This window comes from Rhodopseudomonas sp. BAL398, assembly GCF_033001325.1.
Lineage (GTDB): Bacteria > Pseudomonadota > Alphaproteobacteria > Rhizobiales > Xanthobacteraceae > JARJEH01.
The window spans coordinates 1,044,738-1,060,049 of the sequence record NZ_CP133111.1 but is presented as its reverse complement, the minus strand read 5'-3'; the positions used below and the strand labels follow the sequence as shown (position 1 = coordinate 1,060,049).

Genomic DNA, 15,312 nt, shown 5'->3' with positions numbered 1-15,312 from the left:
AGACTGGATTGCTTCGTCGCAAGAGCTCCTCGCAATGACGACGTTGACGCCTTGGTACCATTGATACGTCTTTGAGAGGAATACTGAGGAAGCCGCTCGAGGATGAGCAGAGCTTATTCATGGTTCGACACGCGGCAAGCTACGCACACGCTATTGGGCCGGCGCGTGACGCGGGGAACAGATAGAGCCGCATGACCGCGCTTTGGGACTATCACGCGCCATATTGGTTGCCCGGCGGCAATCTGCAGACGATCTGGCCGGCGCTGCTGTCGCGGCCCTATGCGGCCGAGACCCCGGCCTATCGGCGCGAACGTTGGCGCGCGCCCGATAGTGACTTCATCGACGTCGACCATTTGATCGCGGCGCCCGGCGCGCCGTGGCTGGTGCTGTTCCATGGGCTCGAAGGCAGTTCGGCCAGCCACTACGCGGTGGCCTTCGCGCAGGCGGCGCGCGCCCGCGGCTGGAATTTCAGCGTACCGCATTTTCGCGGCTGCTCGGGCGAGCTCAATCTGGCGCCGCGCTCCTATCACTCCGGCGATTTCGAGGAGATCGGCTGGATGCTCGGCCGCCTGCGCGAGCGCGCCGGCGCGGCGGTGCTGGCCGCCGGCGTCTCGCTCGGCGGCAATGCGCTGCTGCGCTGGGCCGAGGAAGCAGGCTCAAGTGCCGCCTCGATGGTCAGCGCGGTGGCGGCAATCTCGGCGCCGCTTGATCTCGCCGCCGCCGGAGCCGAGATCGATCACGGCTTCAACTGGCTGGTCTATACCCAACGTTTTCTGCGCACCATGAAGCCGAACGCGCTGGCGAAATGGCAGCAGCATCCCAATCTGTTCGATCGCGATCGGCTGATCGCCGCCAATACGCTACGCGATTTCGACGATTGCTTCACCGCGCCGCTACACGGTTTTGCCGGCGTCGACGATTACTATCGCCGCGCCTCCGCCAGGCCGCACCTCGGTGCGATCCGCGTCCCGGCTCTGGTGCTCACCGCCCGCAACGACCCGTTCGTGCCTGCCGCCTCCCTGCCCGACGCGACCGATGTCGGCGCGCAGGTGACGCTATGGCAGCCGGCGCAAGGCGGCCATGTCGGCTTTCCCGGCGGCAGCTTTCCGGGCCACGTCCACGCGATGCCGCAGGCGGTGTGCGGGTGGCTGGCTGATGCGTATCATCGAGTTTGCTGACCGCATCCAAATCCCGGCTCACGCCGCCTTGCGGTCCTCCGCCAGATTGGCGAGTTGGCGCAGGATTTCGGTGGTGCCGATCAGGCGGTCTTCCGGCGTGTCCCAATCCTGCAGGAACACGACTTTCATGTCGGGCCGCACCTTGGCGGCCTGGCCGTGCTGGCGGATGAAATAGATCAGCCGATCGGGCTGCGCGAATTTGTTGTCGCGGAAGCTGATCACGGCGCCCTTCGGCCCGGCATCGACCTTCTCGACATTGGCGCGGCGGCAATAGGCCTTGATCGCGGCGATCTTGAACAGATAGCGCACCTCGTCCGGCAGCACGCCGAAGCGGTCGCGCAGCTCGGCGGCGAAATTCTCGATCTCGTCGTCGGTCTCCAGATCCGCGAGCCTGCGATACAGCGACAGCCGCACCGCCAGATCGGCGACGAAGTCTTCTGGGATCAGCACCGGCATGCCGATGGTGATCTGCGGCGACCAGCGATCGGCGACAGGTTCGACCACGCCGGCCTTGAGGTTGAGGATCGCCTCCTCCAGCATCGACTGGTACAGCTCGAAGCCGACTTCCTTGATGTGGCCGGACTGCTCCTCGCCCAAGAGATTGCCGGCGCCGCGAATATCGAGATCGTGCGAGGCGAGCTGGAAGCCGGCGCCGAGCGTCTCCAGCGATTGCAGCACCTTGAGCCGACGCTCGGCTTGCGCTGTGACCTTCTGCTGCGCCGGCAGCGTGAACAGCGCATAGGCGCGCAGCTTGGAGCGCCCGACGCGGCCGCGCAGCTGATACAATTGCGCCAGGCCGAACATGTCGGCGCGGTGCACGATCAGCGTGTTGGCGCTGGGAATATCGAGGCCGGACTCGACGATGGTGGTCGACAGCAGCACGTCGTATTTGCCGTCATAGAACGCCGTCATGATGTCCTCGATCACGGTCGGCGGCATCTGGCCGTGGGCGACCGCAACCTTCATCTCCGGCACATGCTTGTCGAGGAAATCCTTGACCCCGGCGAGATCCTCGATCCGCGGCACTACATAAAACGCCTGACCGCCGCGATAGCGTTCGCGCAGCAACGCCTCGCGGATCATCAGGGGATCGTGCGGCGCGATGAAGGTGCGCACCGCGAGGCGGTCGACCGGCGGCGAGGCGATGATCGACAATTCGCGCACCCCGCTCAGCGCCAGCTGCAGCGTGCGCGGAATCGGCGTGGCGCTCAGCGTCAGCACGTGAACCTGGGCGCGCAGCTGCTTCAGCCGTTCCTTATGGGTGACGCCGAAATGCTGCTCCTCGTCGACCACCAAGAGGCCGAGATCCTTGAACTTGATCGCCTTGCCGAGCAGCGCATGGGTGCCGATCACGATGTCGATCGAGCCGTCGGTCAGGCCCTTCTTGACCCTGGTCAGTTCCTTGGCCGGCACCAGCCGCGAGGCCTGGCCGATATTCACCGGGAAACCGCGAAATCGCTCGGTGAATGTGCGGGCATGCTGGCGCGCCAGCAGCGTGGTCGGCACCACGACGGCGACCTGCTTGCCGTCCATCGCCACCGCAAACGCAGCGCGCAGCGCCACCTCGGTCTTGCCGAAGCCGACGTCGCCGCAGATCAGCCGGTCCATCGGCAGTCCGCTTTCGAGATCCTTCAGCGACGCATTGATGGCGCTGAGTTGGTCCTCGGTCTCCTCATAGGGGAAGCGCGCGCAGAACTCGTCATACAGATGCGGCTCCACCGGCATTTTCGGCGCTTCGTGCAGATGGCGTTCGGCGGCGATCTTGATCAATTCGCCGGCGATCTCGCGAATCCGGTTCTTCAGCTTGGCCTTGCGGGCCTGCCAGCCGGAGCCGCCGAGCCGGTCGAGCTCGACATTGGCGCTGTCGGAGCCGTAGCGCGACAACAGCTCGATATTCTCGACCGGCAGAAACAGCTTGGTCTCGTTGGCGTAGCGCAGTTCGAGGCAATCATGCGGCGCGCCGCCGACCTCCAGCGTCTGCAGCCCGACAAAGCGGCCGATGCCGTGTTCGACATGGACCACGATATCGCCGGCGGCGAGACTGGTGACCTCGGAGATGAAATTGTCGAGCTTGCGCGACGCCTTGCGCGGCCGCACCAGCCGATCGCCGAGAATATCCTGCTCGGTGATGATCGCGACGGTGTCGGTCTCGAAGCCGAATTCCATGCCGACGACGGCCAGCATCGCCTCGTTGCGCGGCGTCGCCTGCACGCTGCGCCAGGAATTGACCGAGGTGAGGTTGAGCAGCTTGTGGTCCTTGAGCATGCTCGCCATGCGGTCGCGCGAGCCTTCGCTCCACAGCGCCACCACCACCTTCTTGCGCGCCGCCTGCAGCGCCTGGACATGCGCCACCAGCGCGGCGAATACATTGACCGCGGGGTCGGCGCGCTCGGGGGCAAAGTTGCGGCCGGCCCGCGCGCCGGCGTCGATCACGCCGGCTTGGTCCTCGGGCACCGCGAATGGCGTCAGCCGCGCCAGCGCGACATCCTCCAGGCGCTTGCGCCACTCGTCTTCGCCGAGATAGAGCCGGTCCGGTGGCAGCGGCTGATAGATCGCGCCGCCGCCGGGAAGCTCCATCGCCTCGCGGCGGGCGTCGTAGTAATCGGCGATCTGCGCGAAGCGCGCGGTGGCGGCATCCTCGCTTTGCGGCTCGATTGCCACCGGCGCGCCGTCGAGATAATCGAACAGTGTATCCATCCGCTCCTGGAACAGCGGCAGCCAATGCTCCATGCCGGGATGGCGGCGGCCTTCGCTGACCGCCTCGTAGAGCGGATCGTCGCGCCGCGGCGCGCCGAATTGGGCGACATAGCCCATCCGGAACCGCTTGATGGTTTCGGTGACCAGTTGAAACTCCGAGATCGGCACCAGATCGAGCGCGCGCATGTCCATCAGCGTGCGCTGGGTCTCGGCGTCGAAGGCGCGGATCGATTCCAGCGTATCGCCGAAGAAGTCGAACCGCACCGGCTGGTCGAGCCCGGCCGGAAACAGATCGAGGATGCCGCCGCGCACCGCGTATTCACCGGGCTCGCGCACCGTCGAGGAGCGGTTGTAGCCATTGTGCTCGAGCCAGGCCACGATCGAATCCATCGGCACCACATTGCCGGGCGCCACCGACAGCGCCTGCGCGGCGACGATCTCGCGCGCCGGGACGCGCTGCACGGCGGCGTTGACGGTGGTGAGCACGATCAGCGGCTTGGTGCTGCCGGCCAGCCGCGCCAGCCGCGCCAGCGTGGTCAGGCGCTGCGCCAGAATGCCGCCATGCGGCGACACCCGGTCATAGGGCTGGCAGTCCCAGGCCGGGAACTGCATCACCGCCAGATCGGGCGCGAAGAATTCCAGGCTGCGCGCCAGCTGCTGCATCCGCGGCCCGTCGCGGCAGATCACCGCCAGCGACACCGCCGGCGGTTTCGGCCGCGCCGCCACCGCGCGCGCCAGATCGGAGATAATCAGCCCCTCGGCGCTTTCGGCCACATTGGCGAAGGTCAGCGCGCGGCCGGGCGCCAGCAGCTCGGCGGGCGATCGCGACGGCGCTTTCATAGCGCTTCCGCGATCTTGAACGCTTTGATCCGTTCGAACATCTGCCCGCCCAGATCGGGGGAAAGCCGCGCGTCGCTGGCCACCGCGGCGTAGAGGTCGGCGTCGGGCAATTCGATCAGCTTTTCGAGATCGTCGAGCTCGGCGCTGGTGAGAATGCCGATCTGCGCATCGGCGAAGCGGCCGAGAATCAGGTCCATTTCGCGCATGCCGCGGTGCCAGCAGCGGAACAACAGCCGCTTGCGCCGGTCATCCAGGCCGCCGCTCGATCGTGTCGTTCCCGTCATGGTCAAACCCGCCCAATTCAATACTGCGCCAACGGCGAAAGCCCGGACGTGCCGGGCGGGGTTGATATAGCGGTCGCGCCCGCCGCTGTCAGCCTCCGATCGCGCATTGCAATCGCCCCAAAATGCATCCAAGCCTAGGCCCTCCCTGCAGCCCGATGGTTCGAGCCGGTTCGATGCGCCCCGTCCTTCTCAATCCCCTGTTCGCACCCGTCACCAGCCTGGCCGGAGTCGGCCCGAAGCAGGATAAATTGCTGCGCTATCTGCTCGGCCGCGATGACACGCCGCGGCTAGTCGACCTGCTGCTGCATCTGCCGGCCAGCGTGATCGACCGCCGCGACCGGCCCAAGATCCGCGACGCCGTGCCGGGCAGCATCGTCACCCTGGAGGTCACGGTCGACCGCCATCGCCCGGCGCCGGCCGGCCGCTCGCGCGCGCCGCATCTGGTCTATGCCAGCGACGAGACCGGCGACGTGGTGCTGACCTATTTCCGCGCCAAGCCGGGCTATGTCGAAAAGCTGCTGCCGGTCGGCGAGAAGCGCTACGTCTCCGGCACCGCGCAGATGTTCGACGGCACGCTGCAGATCGTGCACCCCGACCGCGTGGTCGACGAGGCCGGCTTCGCGCAATTGACCGGGATCGATCCGGTCTATCCGCTGACCGAGGGGCTGGCGATCGGCTCGCTGCGGCGGGCGATCGCGCTGGCGCTCGCCAAGCTGCCGGCGCTGCCGGAATGGATCAGCCCCGAAGTGTTGCGGCGCTGCTCGTTTCCGCCGCTGGCCGAGGCGCTTCAACGCGTCCATGTCCCGATTGAACTCACCGACATCCTCCCCGAAGGGCCGTTCTGGTCGCGGCTGGCCTTCGACGAATTGCTCGCCGGACAATTGGCGCTGGCGCTGGTCCGCGCGCAGCTACGCCGCCCCGCCGGCACCCGCAATGCCGGCGACGGCGCGTTGCGCCACCGCATCATCGACGCCCTGCCCTATGCGCTGACCAATTCGCAGCGCGACGCCGCCGCCGCGATCGCCGACGACCTGACCCGGCCGGTGCGGATGCTGCGGCTGCTGCAGGGCGATGTCGGCTCCGGCAAGACCGTGGTGGCGCTGCTGGCGGCCGCCGCCGTGGCCGAGGTCGGCAAGCAGACGGCGCTGATGGCGCCGACCGAAATCCTGGCGCGCCAGCACATCAAGACCATCGCGCCGTTGGCCGCCCATGCCGGCCTGCGCGTCGCAATCCTCACCGGCCGCGAGAAAGGCAAGGAGCGCCGCGACATTCTGGCCCGGCTCGCGGCCGGCGAGATTGATCTTCTGGTCGGCACCCATGCGGTGATCCAGGATGACGTCGTGTTCAACGCGCTGGCGCTGGCGGTGGTCGACGAGCAGCATCGCTTCGGCGTGCGCGAACGCCTGGCGCTGACCGCCAAGGGCGACGCGGTGGACGTACTGGTACTGAGCGCCACCCCGATCCCGCGCACGCTGGTGCTGACCTATTTCGGCGATATGGACATCTCCGAATTGCGCGAGAAGCCGGCCGGCCGCCAGCCGATCGAGACCCGGACGATGTCGAGCAGCCGGCTCAACGAGGTGATCGACGGCGTCGGCCGCGCGCTCGATGCCGGCAAGCTGGTGTACTGGATCGTGCCGCTGGTGGAGGAATCCGAAACCGTCGCGCATCTGACCGACGCCGAGCAACGCTTCGACAGCCTGAAAGAGCGGTTCGGCGACAGAGTCGGCATCGTTCACGGCAAGATGCGCGGCGCCGACAAGGATTCCGCGATGGCGCGGTTTGCCGCTGGCGAGACGCCGCTGCTGGTGGCGACCACCGTGGTCGAGGTCGGCGTCGACGTTCCGGCCGCCACCATCATGGTGATCGAGAACGCCGAGCGCTTTGGCCTTGCCCAATTGCATCAATTGCGCGGCCGCATCGGCCGCGGCTCCGAGGCCTCGAACTGTCTGCTGCTCTACAAGGAGCCGCTGGGCGAGATCGCCGCCAAGCGGCTGAAGGTGATCAAGGAGACCACCGACGGCTTTCGCATCGCCGAGGAGGATCTGAAATTGCGCGGCGAAGGCGACGTGCTCGGCACCCGCCAGAGCGGGTTGCCGGGCTACCGGATCGCGCGCTCCGAGGTCCACGCCCAGCTGATCACCCAGGCCCGCGACGAAGCGCTGCGGATTCTCGCCGACAATCCGAAACTGACCGGCGAGCATGGCGAAGCGCTGCGCTGCCTGCTCTATCTCTATGAGCGCGACGAGGCGCTGCCGCTGCTCGGGGCCGGTTAGGCCTGGTCGACTTTGTCAGGGGCCTTGTCCGGCGCCTTGACCCGATGCCGCGAGAATGCCGATTCCGGCTCATTGGCGGCTTTCGCCGCCAGCACGGTTTCGGCCAGGGCGGCGATCTTCTTCTGCGGGTCCGAGCCCGGCTGCACCACGCCGGCCGACATGATCAGGGTGGCCGCGTCCTCGGCGGTCATGTCGATCAGGATCACCTTGCTCTTGGGCACATAGAAAAAGAAGCCGGTGGTCGGGTTCGGCGCGCAGGGCAGGAACACCGAAATATGCTCGTCCTGTCCCGGCAGCTTGGCCTCGATCTCGACGCTGGGCGGCTGCGAAATCAGCACGATCGACCACATCCCGGGCGACGGGAATTCGACCAGGCCGACCTTGCGGAAACTCGACCCCGAGCCGGAGAACAACGTCTCGAACACCTGTTTGAGGCCGCGATAGATCGCCCGCACCACCGGCATCCGGCCGAGCACGCGCTCGCCGAGATCGACCAACGTGCGGCCGATCAGATTAGCGGTGAGGAAGCCCAGCAAGGTCAGCGCCACGAAGGCGACGACCAGCCCCGAGCCCGGCACCGGAAACGGCAGATAGGTCTCCGGCCGGTAGTCGACCGGCACGAACGGCCGCACGAAGCCGTCGACCCAGTTCACGAACCACCAGGTCAGATAGAAGGTGATCGCCACGGGTCCGGCGACCACCAAGCCGGTTAGGAAATAATTCCGGACGCGTGCCATGAAGCCGCGCGGCGGGTCGGCAACGACGTCACCGTGATGTGGTTTTGAATCCTGATCGTTCATCAAACGTCCAAATCAATTGAAACTTGGATCGTGGCCGGGACCACGATGGGCTGTCACATTCTAGCAGACAATTCGGGGAGTCGTGCGAGCGGATCCGGTGATCGCCCCTCGATCATCGAGGCGGTTAAAATTGTGCATCTAAAGCGTTGAAATCAAGGGGCTTCCGCTCACACCGGCGGTCGCCGGCGGACGTCCCGCGCCGGCCGCAGTGATCCCTGGCCTATTCGACGGTGACCGATTTCGCCAAATTGCGCGGCTGATCGACGTCGGTGCCCATCACCACGGCGGTATGGTAGGCGAGCAATTGCACCGGAATCGCATAGACGATCGGCGTGAACGCCGCCGCCATGTCGGGCAGCACGATCGTCACCAGCGATTCGACGGTGGCCTCCGCGGCGCCCTTGGCGTCGGTCATCAGGATGATGCGGCCGCCGCGGGCGGCGACTTCCTGCATGTTGGAGACGGTCTTCTCGAACACCCGGTCGAACGGCGCGATCACCACCACCGGCATCTTCTCGTCGATCAGCGCGATCGGGCCGTGCTTGAGTTCGCCGGCGGCATAGCCTTCGGCGTGGATGTAGGAGATTTCCTTGAGCTTGAGCGCGCCCTCCAGCGCCAGCGGATAGCTGGTGCCGCGGCCGAGATAGAGCACGTCCTGCGACTTGGCGATGTCGCGTGCCAGCCGCTCGATCTGCGGCTCGGTCGCCAGCGCCGCCGCCATCAGCCGCGGCAACTCGATCAGGCCGTGCACCAGCCGCGCCTCGTCCGGACCGTTCAATTCGCCGCGCGCCTTGCCGGCCGCCACTGCCAGCGCCGCCAGCACAGTGAGCTGGCAGGTGAAGGCCTTGGTCGAGGCGACGCCGATCTCCGGTCCGGCCAGCGTCGGCATCACGGTCTCGCTCTCGCGGGCGATCGTGGACGTCGGGACATTGACCACCGACAGCGTATGCAGCCCCTGCTCCTTGGCGTAGCGCAGCGCCGCCAGCGTGTCGGCGGTCTCGCCGGATTGCGAAATGAAGATCGCCAGATCGCCCTTGCGCAGCGGCGCCTCGCGATAACGGAATTCCGAGGCAACGTCGATTTCGACCGGCAGCCGCGCCAGCCGCTCGAACCAGTATTTGCCGATGAAGCCGGCATAGCTCGCGGTGCCGCAGGCAATGATCGATACCCGCTGGATATCGCGAAAATCGAACGGCAATGTCAGCGGCAGCGCGACGCGCTCACTGGCCATGTCGATGTAATGCGCCAGCGTATGGCCGACCACTTCCGGCTGCTCGTGGATTTCCTTGGCCATGAAGTGACGGTAGTTCGCCTTGTCGACCATGAAGGCCGAGGCACCGGATTTGATGGTGTCGCGCTCAACGACGACGCCTTGCGCGTCTTGTACCACCGCGCCCTCGCGGTTCAGCACCACCCAGTCGCCGTCCTCGAGGTAACTGATATCGTCGGTGAACGGCGCCAGCGCGATCGCATCGGAGCCGAGATACATTTCGCCTTCGCCATAGCCGATCGCCAGCGGCGAGCCCTTGCGGGCGCCGATCATCAGGTTCGGATGATCGGCGAACAGGAAGGCCAGCGCGAAGGCGCCGCGCAGCTGCGGCAGCGCCGTCTTCACCGCGTCCCGCGGCGAATAGCCTTTCACCAGATAGGAATTGACCAGATGGGCGACCACCTCGGTATCGGTCTCGCTGGCGAATTTGGCGCCGTGCTTTTCCAGCGCGATGCGCAATTCGCGAAAATTCTCGATGATGCCGTTGTGAACCACCGCGACGCCGGCGGCGGCATGCGGATGGGCATTGACCTCGGTCGGCTTGCCATGGGTGGCCCAGCGGGTATGGCCGATGCCGATATGACCCAGCAGCGGCTCGGCCTGCAGGCGCGCCTCGAGGTTCTTCAATTTGCCTTTGGCGCGACGGCATTCGAGATGCGAGCCTTCCAGCGTCGCGACGCCGGCGGAATCGTAGCCGCGATATTCCAGGCGCTTGAGTGAATCGACCAGTTGCCCCGCAACCGGACCGCGTCCGAGAATGCCGATAATGCCGCACATGCGGATTGATATCTCCAGATTGGCCGACACCACGCCAGCGCAAGACCCGTCTTACCGAAGACCCGTCTTACCGAGTTCGGCGAAGGCAAAGGTAACAATATTTGTTTCGGATTGCGACAGGGTCAAGCGGCGCGGTCCGCGCCGCGCCGGCATTAACCAACCGTCGAACCGCCCGGCGGCTTGCCCGCAGGCTTGGCTGCGGGATTGGCAGCATCCTTGGCCTTCGACCGCATGTCGCGCAATCGTTTCGCCCAGCCCGGCCGCGCGGTCTGCTCGCCGCGCGCCACTGCCAGCGCGTCGTCCGCGACGTCGCGGGTGATCACCGATCCCGAGCCAACATAGGCGCCGGCGCCGATTCGCACCGGCGCCACCAGCGACGAATTCGATCCGACGAAGGCGCCGGCGCCGATGACGGTCTGGTGCTTCTTGAAGCCATCGTAATTGCAGGTGATGGTCCCGGCGCCGATATTGGCGCCGGCGCCGATATGGGTGTCGCCGATATAGGTCAGGTGATTGACCTTGGCGCCGGCGTCCAGCACTGCGGCCTTGGTCTCGACGAAATTGCCGATCTTGGCGCCCTCGCCGATCATTGTGCCGGGCCGCAGCCTGGCATAGGGCCCGACCAGCGCTTTCTTGCCGATCGTCGCGCCGACCAGATGCGAGAACGAATGGATCACCGCGCCATCGGCGATGCTCACACCCGAACCGATTACCACGAAGGGTTCGATGGTGACGTCCACGCCGAAGCTGGTGTCGGCGGTCAGATAGACGGTATCCGGTGCGATCATGGTGACCCCGGCGTCGAGCGCCGCCTGGCGCAGCCGCGCCTGCATCACCGCTTCGGCTTGCGCCAATTGCGCCTTGGTGTTGATGCCCCGCACCTCGTCCTCGCTGGTTTCGATGACGCTGGCCCGCAGCCCAAGCTGGCGCGCGATATCGACCGCGTCGGTGAGATAATACTCACCCTTGGCGTTGGCATGGCCGATGCCGTCCAATAGCCGCAGCGCCGTGCGGCCGTCGAACGCCATCACCCCGGCATTGCACAGCGTGATCCGGGCCTCGTCGGGGCTGGCGTCGGCCTGCTCGCGGATCGCCACCAATTGCTCGCCTTCGACCACCAGCCGGCCATAGCCGGTGGGGTCGGCGGCGCGAAAGCCGAGCACTGCCAGCGCCGCGCCGTCCTGCAGCGCAGCGCGCAGCCGCGCGAGGGTCGCGGCGGTAATCAGCGGCGTATCGCCGAATACCACCAACAGATCGTCGGCGCCGCGCGCAATCGCCTCGCGCGCAGTCAGGACCGCATGGGCGGTGCCGCGGCGTTGCTGCTGGACGACAATCGCGGCGTCCGGCCGCGCCCGCTTGGCCTCGTCGGCGACGGCTTGATGGTCCGGTCCGATCACCACCGCCAGTGCGTCGGCGTCGCCGCGCGGCGCCGCGGCCAGCACATGCGACAGCAGCGACCGCCCGGCCACCGGATGTAACACCTTGGGGATCGACGAGCGCATGCGCGTGCCTTCGCCGGCCGCGAGGACGATGGTGAGGCTGGATCTGACGGTCATCGGAATTTCCGTGATGTGGCGCTGCCGCCCTCATAGAGCGTTTTGAGCCGAAGTGGAAACAGCTTTGATGGGGCTAAAGCCGTGCCGCAGCCGCCTTGAACGGCTATTTCCCTGTTACTGTTTTGCATCTGATTCGTGTGGCTACCGGAGTCGCTGGGCGACCTATGGCGAGAAAGACCGACGATCTGGCTGACAGTTTTGCGACCGAAGATTCGGGCGGCTGGCTTGCGCGTTTTGTGGCGGATGAGGACGAATTCGATCATCGCGCCAAATGGCGGCTGGGGGCGTGGGCCGCCGGATCGGTCGGCGCGCTGGTGATCGCCATTCTGGCCAGCCAGACCCCGACGCAGACGCGGCGCGCACAATTGGCGGCCGCCGATCTTGCCAAGCAATCGCAACTGATCGAGCAGCTCGCCAAACAGAGCGAGAGCGAAACCAGCCGGCTGGCCTCGGCGATCAATACTCTCAATAGCGACCGCGACCGGTTGTTCTCGCGGCTCGGCAGCCTGGAGCAGGGCCTCGATTCAGTCACCGGATCGATCGCCCGCGTTCAAGCCGGCGCGCCCATCACCGGCGCCGACAAGCCGGCCACGACGTCGTCGCATCGGCCACCCGCGAAGGGACCGGTCGAGTCGTCGGGGGCTCGCGCAACGCCCTCCATTGCCGCGGTGGAGACCACGGCGTTGCCGTCCTGGGCTACCACGCCCGCCGAAATTGCGCCGAGCACATCAGAGACCGCGGTTCCACCGGTCGCCAAGGCCGAAGTCAACAGCGTCGAGGTCAAGCACGAGGTCAAGGCCGACGCCGACAAGGTCGCCGCGGTGACACCGCTGATGCCGGCCCGATCGATTCTGGCACCGCCGGATTCGGCGACCACGCCGCTGCTCCAGCCCTCACCGGCGAAAAAAGGGGAAGCATCTGCCGCGCCCGAGGCCGACGAGGCCGAAACCGATGACGCCGAGGTCGCGGCGATCCCGGTGCAGCGCACCCAGTTCGGCGTCGACCTCGGCTATGCGAATTCGATCGAAGGCCTGCGCAGTCTTTGGTCCCGGCTCTCGCATGGCGACAAGCCGCTGGCCTCGTTGCAGCCCATCATGATGATCAAGGAGCGTGAAAACGGCCGCGGCACCCAGTTGCGCCTGGTCGCGGGTCCGCTGGACGACGCCGCGGCCGCGGCAAAGCTCTGCGCCCGTTTGAGCGCCGGCAAGCGCTTCTGCGAGCCTGCGGTGTATGACGGGCAGCGCCTGCCGAACAGCGTCCCGGCGCCGGCGCCGCGTCCGGCACGCCGCAAAATGCCCCCCAAGCTCACCAGCAACCAGCCCGAGCCGCCACCCCCGCCGGCTCCAGCACCGACGCCGCCACCGCCGCCCAAACAGCCGTCGTTGACGACATTCTTCGGTCTGCGATGAAACACCCAGCGGACGTTCGCCGCGACTTGTCCTGCGCCGACAATCGCCGCATAATTGCCTGATGAAAAAACAACCGTTCCGGCTGACGCCGTACCAAGTGCAGTGGCTGCTGATCGTCGGCTTTCTGACCGTCGGCTACGCGCTGTATCTGCGCTATCTGGCGATCGAATTCTCGACCGTGGCGCTGGCCTGCGACGCCGGGCTGCACAGCATGCTGTGCAAGACCCGGATCCTGATGACCGCGCTGTTCCAGAATTCGGTGTTCGGCATCGTGGCGGTGGTGATCGCCGTGTTGCACCTGATCCGGCCGTCGATCGTGCTGCTGACCGGCGGCCTGATCGCCGCCGGCTTCGGCATCGTGCTCTATAATGTCGGCCTGTCGGGGCTGGCCATCGGCCTGCTCATTTTGGGATTTGCACGGCCCGCGCCCGCCACAGCGTGATGCCGAGCGCCACATAGATCGCGCAGGTCCACAATGATTGCCAGTTCTTCGGCCCCTCATTGAAACCGATATAGACCGCGGCGACCAGGAACAGGCCGGCGAACGCCGCCTCGGCGATCGGACGGACGCCGTTTTGCGGACGGTTCAGCACCATCAGGCTGAACAGCGGCAGCACTGCCATCGTCAGCGCCGCGAACGGAAAATCGCGGTATCGCGGGTCGAACACGAATCCCAGCGCGGTTTCCGCCGCGATCAGGGTCGTCACCATCAGCGCCAGACCGAGCGCATAGGTCAGCACTGAGCCGCCCCTGCCCTCGCGCGGACCGATCAATTCCAGAAACGTCGGCAGCGAGCGCCCGGCCATCAGCGCGTGAGCGCCCAGCAACGGCGTCACGATCCCACTGGCCAGCAGCAGCGTCCATTGCACCCAGCCGCCCGTGGTGTAGCTCTCGTGCAGCAGCTTATCGACGGCGACGCCGAGCAGAATCCCCGACGCCGTCGCCGACAACCCCACGGCCAGCCATGACATCAGACGCGGCGACCAGGGCCGGCGCCGCAGCGTCAGCAACGCGGTCCCGAACACCAGCAGGCTGAGACCCAGCCCGCTGGCGAGCCCTAGCTTCCATTGCGGAAAATTATTGATCGGCCGCCCGGCCGGATATTTCAGCTCCCGCTTGTCGGAATTGATCAAGCCCCAATAACCGCCGACAGTGCCTTCGAGCTTGCGCTTCCACGGCTGGTCATAGGCCTCGATCAGATTGACGCGGAAATTCTCGCGCTTCGCCAGACCGAGGATTTCCGACACCACCCGCGCCTGGTTGCTGCGCGACGGCAACGCGCCCTCGCGCATCCGGCCGGCGCTCGGCCAACCGGTTTCCCCGATCAGGATTTCCTTGGCCGGAAACGCCGCCGCGATCTGCTTGCGGATCGAATCCACATGGGCGGCGGCATAGCTGGCGCGCACCGGCACGTCCTCCCAATAGGGCAGAATGTGGATGGTGACGAAATCCACCGCGTCGTAGATTTCCCGGTTGCGCAGCCAGTATTCCCAGACATCCGCATAGGTCACCGGCACGGTGACCTGCGCCTTGACCGAGCGAATCGTCGCGGCGAGATCGGCGGCGGTCATTTCGCCGCGCAGCAGCACTTCATTGCCGACCACCACCGAGGCGATCACGCCGGGATATTCCTTGGTCAGCGCCACAGCCTTGGCGATCTGCGACAGGTTCTTGAACCGGTTATTGCCGAGCCAGATTCCTTGAATCACTTTGAGACCGACGGCACCGGCCAGCTCGGGGACCTGGTCGAGGCCGTTGTCGACCGAATAAGTGCGCACGCATTTCGAGATCTTGGCCAGTTGCGCCATGTCCTCGGCGATTTGCGCCTTATCAATCTGGGTGGTCGGATCCAACGGCGTCTGGGCGGCGCGGAACGGCGCATAGGACACGCATTCCAGCTTGGCAGCCGGATCGATCGGTGCGCGCGCCAGCGTCACCGGCGTGGCGATCAGCCACCACACCGCGATGATTGTGCAAAACGATAGCAGGAGAAGCGCCAGTGGCGTGCGAAGCGAAATGGTTTTCGTCCTCCATGGAGTCCGTCGATTAGCCGGTCGTTGGCTCGCTGCCAAGGGGGCTGCCAGCGGCAGCCGAGGTTTGTCGCGGTTATCGAGGGAGCTGCCCTATGAAGGGAGCAGCCTTGGCTCAGGGAAGCAGCCTTGGCGCCGGCAAGCGCAGCCGCCGCTAATCCGGCGACCTCGTCATCATGGCACCCATCGCTTGGA

10 protein-coding genes are annotated in these 15,312 nt (G+C 66.1%); 4 read left to right on the top strand and 6 right to left on the bottom strand.

Annotated features, from left to right (window positions below):
- The first annotated feature begins 191 nt into the window (after positions 1–191).
- Positions 192–1,178: a YheT family hydrolase gene (locus RBJ75_RS04960; RefSeq protein ID WP_044418239.1), complete on the top strand. Its 987-nt coding sequence runs from the start codon at positions 192–194 to the stop codon at positions 1,176–1,178.
- Between the two features lie 18 nt (positions 1,179–1,196).
- Here the strand turns inward: RBJ75_RS04960 and mfd are convergent, their stop codons facing one another.
- Together mfd and RBJ75_RS04950 are read right to left on the bottom strand one after the other, a co-directional pair.
- Positions 1,197–4,715 carry a transcription-repair coupling factor gene (gene mfd, locus RBJ75_RS04955; RefSeq protein WP_276157002.1) on the bottom strand — a complete coding sequence of 1,173 codons (3,519 nt, stop codon included), beginning with the start codon at positions 4,713–4,715 and terminating at the stop codon, positions 1,197–1,199.
- Entirely contained in the window at positions 4,712–4,999 is a 288-nt protein-coding gene (locus RBJ75_RS04950; RefSeq protein WP_044407493.1) for a succinate dehydrogenase assembly factor 2, read from the bottom strand. The genes mfd and RBJ75_RS04950 overlap by 4 nt, the downstream gene beginning before the upstream one ends.
- A 173-nt stretch (positions 5,000–5,172) precedes the next feature.
- On the opposite strand from RBJ75_RS04950, the gene recG reads away from it, so the two are divergent.
- The gene (gene recG / locus RBJ75_RS04945) at positions 5,173–7,275 is read left to right on the top strand and encodes an ATP-dependent DNA helicase RecG (protein ID WP_044407460.1); all 2,103 of its coding nucleotides are present in this window, start codon (positions 5,173–5,175) and stop codon (positions 7,273–7,275) included.
- On the opposite strand, the gene RBJ75_RS04940 is transcribed toward recG, so the two are convergent.
- The 3 genes from RBJ75_RS04940 to glmU form a co-directional block, all read right to left on the bottom strand.
- On the bottom strand, positions 7,272–8,075 hold the full coding sequence (locus RBJ75_RS04940) for a DUF502 domain-containing protein (RefSeq protein ID WP_044407461.1): 804 nt from the start codon (positions 8,073–8,075) through the stop codon (positions 7,272–7,274). The genes recG and RBJ75_RS04940 overlap by 4 nt on opposite strands.
- Positions 8,076–8,295: 220 nt before the next feature.
- Entirely contained in the window at positions 8,296–10,122 is a 1,827-nt protein-coding gene (gene glmS, locus RBJ75_RS04935; RefSeq protein ID WP_044407464.1) for a glutamine--fructose-6-phosphate transaminase (isomerizing), read from the bottom strand.
- 152 nt (positions 10,123–10,274) lie between these two features.
- On the bottom strand, positions 10,275–11,678 hold the full coding sequence (gene glmU, locus RBJ75_RS04930) for a bifunctional UDP-N-acetylglucosamine diphosphorylase/glucosamine-1-phosphate N-acetyltransferase GlmU (RefSeq protein WP_044407466.1): 1,404 nt from the start codon (positions 11,676–11,678) through the stop codon (positions 10,275–10,277).
- 164 nt (positions 11,679–11,842) lie between these two features.
- Here glmU and RBJ75_RS04925 point away from each other — a divergent pair, with 164 nt between their 5' ends.
- Both RBJ75_RS04925 and RBJ75_RS04920 read left to right on the top strand, forming a co-directional pair.
- Positions 11,843–13,087: an SPOR domain-containing protein gene (locus RBJ75_RS04925; RefSeq protein ID WP_044407469.1), complete on the top strand. Its 1,245-nt coding sequence runs from the start codon at positions 11,843–11,845 to the stop codon at positions 13,085–13,087.
- 61 nt (positions 13,088–13,148) lie between these two features.
- Positions 13,149–13,529, top strand: coding sequence for a hypothetical protein (locus tag RBJ75_RS04920; protein WP_044407472.1), 381 nt, complete (start codon positions 13,149–13,151; stop codon positions 13,527–13,529).
- Here RBJ75_RS04920 and RBJ75_RS04915 read toward each other — a convergent pair.
- Entirely contained in the window at positions 13,489–15,105 is a 1,617-nt protein-coding gene (locus tag RBJ75_RS04915; RefSeq protein ID WP_044407496.1) for a beta-1,6-glucan synthase, read from the bottom strand. The two genes, RBJ75_RS04920 and RBJ75_RS04915, sit on opposite strands and share 41 nt — an antisense overlap.
- Positions 15,106–15,312: the final 207 nt, after the last annotated feature.

Bases quoted from the DNA above. Each gene is read 5' to 3' on its own strand.
- RBJ75_RS04960 (WP_044418239.1), top strand. From the start codon at position 192: ATGACCGCGCTTTGGGACTATCACGCGCCATATTGGTTGCCCGGCGGC.
- mfd (WP_276157002.1), bottom strand. From the start codon at position 4,715: ATGAAAGCGCCGTCGCGATCGCCCGCCGAGCTGCTGGCGCCCGGCCGC.
- RBJ75_RS04950 (WP_044407493.1), bottom strand. From the start codon at position 4,999: ATGACGGGAACGACACGATCGAGCGGCGGCCTGGATGACCGGCGCAAG.
- recG (WP_044407460.1), top strand. From the start codon at position 5,173: ATGCGCCCCGTCCTTCTCAATCCCCTGTTCGCACCCGTCACCAGCCTG.
- RBJ75_RS04940 (WP_044407461.1), bottom strand. From the start codon at position 8,075: ATGAACGATCAGGATTCAAAACCACATCACGGTGACGTCGTTGCCGAC.
- glmS (WP_044407464.1), bottom strand. From the start codon at position 10,122: ATGTGCGGCATTATCGGCATTCTCGGACGCGGTCCGGTTGCGGGGCAA.
- glmU (WP_044407466.1), bottom strand. From the start codon at position 11,678: ATGACCGTCAGATCCAGCCTCACCATCGTCCTCGCGGCCGGCGAAGGC.
- RBJ75_RS04925 (WP_044407469.1), top strand. From the start codon at position 11,843: ATGGCGAGAAAGACCGACGATCTGGCTGACAGTTTTGCGACCGAAGAT.
- RBJ75_RS04920 (WP_044407472.1), top strand. From the start codon at position 13,149: ATGAAAAAACAACCGTTCCGGCTGACGCCGTACCAAGTGCAGTGGCTG.